This window comes from Staphylococcus sp. 231237_7MaSpsaltlick (genome assembly GCF_043107035.1).
Genome location: NZ_JBICNX010000056.1, coordinates 1 through 5,737, shown reverse-complemented (window position 1 = coordinate 5,737; position 5,737 = coordinate 1). Strand labels below are relative to the sequence as shown.

The window sequence follows — 5,737 nt, the reverse complement described above, 5'->3', positions numbered from 1 at the left end:
CTGTAGCATGCGTTAATTTGCTACTCCATTGATCAGTATGCGGAATCCAGTCAGTACTAGGTTTCGTCATGCCAAACGCATCACTAAACATCTCTCCATATAGGTTTACTACCCACTTTACCATTCTATGTTCAATATCAGAATCAAATAAGAAACTTACAATACCGATTAAAACTCTTTTTAAGGGTACAAATAATATAAACATAAATGTTGTAATTATACCAATTATCCAAAGAGTTCTATATATGATTCTTGATGCCAAAGCATACTCATGTGATGCCTCTTTTTTTCTAGCCATAAGCGTTCTCCTTCCATATTTCAAACTGCCATTAATTTAAATAAAGTATAGCTATTTTTATTATTTTTGTAAACTTTTCATTATAAAAAAAGCGAGTATAACTCGCTCAATTTTCAGCTTCTAAGTCATGTATATCTGTTATTGGGCGTATCTTTATTCGGAATAGATCGATAAACTCTAAAAACATTTCATACATGTCTTCTTTAACGAATTTTTTTATATCTTCAATATAAAATATTGCTTTTGCTAGTTCAGCCCAATCTTCAAAACTATACTTATTTGTAATTTCAATAATGAATTCTACATCAGTAATTTTAACCCAATCAGGATAACCATCTTCTTTTAAAGCTTGACTGCCAATATCATGTAGTATTTCGTGATTAGATTCTCGTAATTTATGAGCTAACTTCTCATCAGCATAATATTTTGCCATTTCCATTACCAAAGCTTTTACCACAACCACTCTATCACCTACTCCTCTTCAAATTCTTCTGGATCTCTTGTGATTACTATTCTGTACTCAATAAGTCTTTTTCGGATTAACAAATTATAAAAATCTCTATCCAAGAATTGTTGTACTCTATTAGATGAATTAATATATCCTTCATCAAGTACAGATTCTGCAAGTTGTTCATAACTTTCTTTAACTCTTATATTTTCAATTTTATAGTCATTTGTATTTAAATTTCTTTTTGCGTTAATTCCTTCTTCTCTTGCTGCCTCTTTAACTTCTTCTTGTATTTCCTGTGTTTCCTTCAATCTTGTTTCAACGTCTATTGGAGTAAAATAGTTAGACATTTGCTTAGCTAAATATGCCTCTGTAGGATATTGTTCTAAAAATTCTTCTCTCGTTCCTTTAGGCTCTAATTCAATATTTGTAGCATTTATATTTTTTAGTATTATTTCAATAAAAAATTCAGAATCATTCCTGACAGCCTCAAATTCCTCTGCACTTTCAATCTCATCGGTCTCTTCAACGTAGTCAACAAAGACATCAGTACCACTTTTCGGAGTAATTTTAACTTTTACAAAATCACCGTCATTTACATCAACATATTTAGGAAAACCTTGTTGTGCTAAAAGCTCTGAACCCCATTTACGATATGCTTCGTTATACTCTTCTTTAAAGGCTTTTTCTAGGGCTTCATCATTAAAACTTGCTTGAAATTGTTTATTTAATACTTCTCGTTGTGACTTATTTAATTTCATTTTATATCAACCTTTCTACTATTAGCTAAACGTATTTATTGATTTTCAGATTTTCCATTTAATAAAATATAGCAATTGCAATTGATATCCCATTTCAAGCCTTGCTAAACAGACTAATTATCTTATACTTAGTATATTATTAACCATTATTTTTGTAAACTTATTATATAACAAAAGCCAATGTTTATATAAACATTGGCCTTTAATTTATTCTGCTATAATTATCTTCCCATTTTTATAGTCTAATAGATGCTTAATAATATCTTTAGTTCCCTCTAAAAATACATCTTCTGTAGTGACTACTATATTTTGTATGTCGTCATTTAGTAACATTTCTACAACTCTACGTAATTCACTATTAGGATACGTTTTATGTTTTTCTTGTATAGGGTTTGTAGTTATACCTCTATTATGGAGGTATTTCATTATGGTTTCGTTTTGTTCCCTAGCCGAGGCGCTTTCTATGTCTCTCGTGTAAGCAGCTAATTCTAACATATCATCTTTATAAGCAGCTTTTTTTAAGTCTTTGTGATATTGATAAACCTGTTCTTCAGTATAATACCTGTGTTTGGTCTCAGGGTCTATATACTCTGGAATAAGCTTGCCTGACTTATGCCAATTACGTATAGTTATCGGAGAAACGCCTATTCTTTTTGCTATTTCACCTGTGGTCAGTCTTTTCACGTTTACACCTCTTCCTATATTACATGTATCTTATATATAACTATAATTCATTTTTTAATTATTTACCAATCTCAACTATACACTTAAGTTTACTATTTATAACACTTTTTCATAACTTTGAAATTTAGTAATATCATACTTTCCATCTTTATAATTTGAAATTTTATACCATAATTTTTCTGTAGTTTTATCTTCATAATTTTTATTTTGTTTAATTAATTCTGCTACCTCTTGTTTGTTCTCTGTGGTATATACATCTGACGAATAACTACTTTCTGGAGAAGTGCCTGTACCTACATCCTTACCATCTATAACTACATTTTTATTATCTTTTAAATTAGGATAAGATGCTCTGAGGCTTTTCATGTTATTAGAAAACGATTCCCATGAATCCCACACAAAAAACTTTCCATTAAATTTATCTGCTATATTGCTAACTTCACTAATTGGTAATTCTTTTTCTTGGTCTTTTTCCATATTAGCTACTTTTTGATTTTGTTTTACAGTTTCCTTGTTTTCTTTTTTCATTTCCAAAATATCGTCTTTAATTTTGTCATCTTCTTTGTATTTATTATATAAATTAATACTCATAAACAATATAACAATAATTGAAATAGTTATAATAACGCTAAGTACTGTATTTACAATCGGTTGATTATTTTGCATACAGACCACCACCTTTTAATTTGCCATGTTCATCAAATGTTAACGACATTAAATCATAGTCATCGTTTATTTCTTTTTCATGATAAGTAGTATCTATATTAAATAGTACTCTTACATCTTCGCCCTCACTTTGAGCCGAGAAATTTTTAATTTTATAATCAAACGGACTATAATATTTCAAATAATCTTCGTGTTTACTATTTTCATCGAGTACTATTTTATGACTCTGAACAGTAAATAGCCCCCTCATTGCTTTATAAGCTGAACCATCATCACTTTCGCTATCATCATGATATTTATGATCTAAAAATGAATCTAACTTACTCTTGGTTTGCTTTTCATATTCCTTAACTTCGTCTTGATTCAAATTTTCCACAAATTTTTTATCCTTAACTACTTCAATATTATCCTTTTCTGATTTCAAGTTAGCTATTACTCTATTTTGTTTCACCATAAGAATAGTTAAGATTACAATCGCAATAATTATGATGACTATAACTGTCACTTGGATTTTTGTTTTTACGTTTTCCATAATTATGACCTCCTTATTTTTTAGGTTTATTTCCTACGCCACCAAAGAATTTAATATCGCCGTCTGTACCATCAATAACTGTATAATATAACGTTCTGCTTGGTGCTGGATCAGGTGTTAAATTTGTACTAGCCATAATCCACTTTCCATCATCCATAACTGCTGCTACTACACCTGTATGTCCAACAGTCGGGTCTGCAGCTCCTGCTTGAGGCGGATCACTACTAAAGCCATAACCTACTGTAGGTTTTTTAGTAACTTTAGCACCTTTATCTTTATATACTTCATGCACTCTATTACCATTAGTTGTTTTACCATCATCAGAAGGTTGCTTACCTTTCCATAATTGATTCATGTAAGCCCATGTAAATTCAGTACATAGACCTTTATCACCAAATTGTACAAAAGGTGAACCTTTATAATATTCTTCTTTAAACTTAGGTAGCTTAATCTTATCTTGGTATTTCTTTGGTAAATCTTCGTATTTGTAATTACGACCTATTGTTTTACCAGGTTTACCATTTACTTTAGTACTGTCTCCAATATGACTGCCATCTCCACTACCAGAGTTACCATCACCATCTCCTGTATCTTCACATGGATCATCTGAAGTCTCTTTTTCATTGCTGTTATCACTTGATGAAGCTCCTGAAGACTTACTACTACCTTTACCTATTTTTTTAATTTTTTCTTTATCTTTTTTACCATCCATACCATTAGATTTCATATAGGCTAATACTTTTTTTGCATTGCCCCCACGTTCTTCTCTAATTTTAGAATCTGAATCCGCTGACCTTTCCCAATTATTATGAAAGTTTATCGCTTCTAGTACTGGGTCATCTTTTGAGTCTTCAGCCAATTGTTTTAATATATCTGTATATCCTTCATCACCATTGACCATATAATCCATTTGTACTTTTGTTTCCCACCAATTAGCACCGTCATGTTTGTTTTTTGCCCATTTAACCAATGCATGGTGTCTTTCAAAGCTCCATTGACCAAAACCAATACCTAATTCGCCTTCAGTAGCAGCTTTTGCAGTTTTAGCTCCACTATTACCTGGTTCATTTGATGTTGGGTCTAATTGAGACTCAGTTATCCAATTACTTATAATTCCAGCTATCAATTCTGACGAGAATCCATAATCATCATGTAGCACTTCGTATATTTTTTTGATATTCTTTTTATTGGGTATATCATCGCCCTTACTTGAATCACTACTATCAGCTTCAGAATCATCTTTTTTACTCTTATTAGTCGTACCACTATCATCTGTCGAACAGCCTTGTTGAGCATCAAATATAACGCTACTATCAGCTTTAGCAATCGAAGGTTCGTGTAATAACGTGGCACTCATTAAAAATATAATCATTGTTCTTAATATTATATCTTTAAACAAAAGCCTCCATTTATCCCTGACCATTCATACTCACAACCTTAATAATTATTATAATATATGGTATAATAATACCATATAAAATTATAAAAAAGAAAGGACAATATTAATGGAAAATAATATACTAGACATTAAAACAGACGATGATTTATTATCCAATAACAGCACTTTCGAGCCTAAACAATATTACAAATCGATTGATCACATGCAATCTCTTATAAATACATTCGAAGAAAAATCTCAAATTATTAACAATACTTTCCATACTTTAAAGGAGGGTAAGATAACAAAGGAATTAAGTTTTACTCAAAGAGATGAATTAATAACTTCACTTGAAAAAGAAAAAAGTAATTTAGAACAACTATTTGTAGATTATATTCAAAGTTTGGAGAATGATATAGACAAACTAGATAAACGTCGGATTAATAGTAGTGTTGATATAGATATTTTTAACGACTATATACCTGAGGAGTCACCTAAAGAAACAAGAATTACATCAAGCTTCTTCCATAAATTAAAAAAATAGTAACTAACATTGTTATTGAAGGACAGAGACAAAGTTTCTCAGTCCTTTTTTAATAATATATAGGGAAAAGGGGATTTATAAATGGAAAATGAAATAATAATCACACGTGATAAAACAAATGAAAGATTAACATTTCAAGCAAAAGGAGAAATTGATTTTTTAGAAAAGATTACTGCTACTGTTTTGTCAGAATTTAATGACCACACTATTAATCATGATCCAAATCTTGTAAAAGGCTATGATTCTCTAAACGGATATATTGGTGAAACAGTAAATATTTCTAAATCAGATGAAAATGTTCCAGAACACTATTTAACTGGTATTAAAACTTTTGAAGATGGTTCAAAAAAATATAAATGTAGGTATATATGTTCTCGTTGTGGAGTCAAGGAGAATAAATATTTAACTAAATACTCAGAGTATGCA

The 5,737-nt window shown here is 30.2% G+C and carries 8 protein-coding genes and 1 pseudogene; 2 read left to right on the top strand and 7 right to left on the bottom strand.

What is annotated here, in order from left to right; translation table 11 throughout:
* From ACF91D_RS29200 to ACF91D_RS29170, 7 genes are all read right to left on the bottom strand, one after another.
* A partial coding sequence (locus ACF91D_RS29200) for a hypothetical protein (protein ID WP_392438224.1) occupies positions 1–298 on the bottom strand: 298 nt, incomplete at its 3' end.
* A 106-nt stretch (positions 299–404) separates the two neighbouring features.
* Entirely contained in the window at positions 405–755 is a 351-nt protein-coding gene (locus ACF91D_RS29195; RefSeq protein WP_392438223.1) for a hypothetical protein, read from the bottom strand.
* Positions 756–769: 14 nt separating this feature from the next.
* Positions 770–1,507 (bottom strand): hypothetical protein, encoded by a 738-nt coding sequence (locus ACF91D_RS29190; RefSeq protein WP_392438222.1) that lies wholly within the window; start codon positions 1,505–1,507, stop codon positions 770–772.
* Positions 1,508–1,714: 207 nt separating this feature from the next.
* Positions 1,715–2,191 carry a MerR family DNA-binding transcriptional regulator gene (locus ACF91D_RS29185; protein ID WP_390334053.1) on the bottom strand — a complete coding sequence of 159 codons (477 nt, stop codon included), beginning with the start codon at positions 2,189–2,191 and terminating at the stop codon, positions 1,715–1,717.
* Positions 2,192–2,287: 96 nt separating this feature from the next.
* A complete protein-coding gene (locus ACF91D_RS29180) occupies positions 2,288–2,857 on the bottom strand; it encodes a hypothetical protein (RefSeq protein ID WP_392438221.1) in 570 nt (189 codons plus the stop codon).
* Positions 2,847–3,389 (bottom strand): hypothetical protein, encoded by a 543-nt coding sequence (locus ACF91D_RS29175; protein ID WP_392438220.1) that lies wholly within the window; start codon positions 3,387–3,389, stop codon positions 2,847–2,849. The genes ACF91D_RS29180 and ACF91D_RS29175 overlap by 11 nt, the downstream gene beginning before the upstream one ends.
* Positions 3,390–3,402: 13 nt before the next feature.
* Positions 3,403–4,788 carry a phage tail tip lysozyme gene (locus ACF91D_RS29170; RefSeq protein WP_392438219.1) on the bottom strand — a complete coding sequence of 462 codons (1,386 nt, stop codon included), beginning with the start codon at positions 4,786–4,788 and terminating at the stop codon, positions 3,403–3,405.
* A 106-nt stretch (positions 4,789–4,894) separates the two neighbouring features.
* Here ACF91D_RS29170 and ACF91D_RS29165 point away from each other — a divergent pair, with 106 nt between their 5' ends.
* Together ACF91D_RS29165 and ACF91D_RS29160 are read left to right on the top strand one after the other, a co-directional pair.
* Positions 4,895–5,311 (top strand): hypothetical protein, encoded by a 417-nt coding sequence (locus ACF91D_RS29165; protein ID WP_392438218.1) that lies wholly within the window; start codon positions 4,895–4,897, stop codon positions 5,309–5,311.
* A gap of 81 nt (positions 5,312–5,392) precedes the next feature.
* A pseudogene (locus tag ACF91D_RS29160) lies at positions 5,393–5,737 on the top strand (hypothetical protein); the annotation flags it as partial.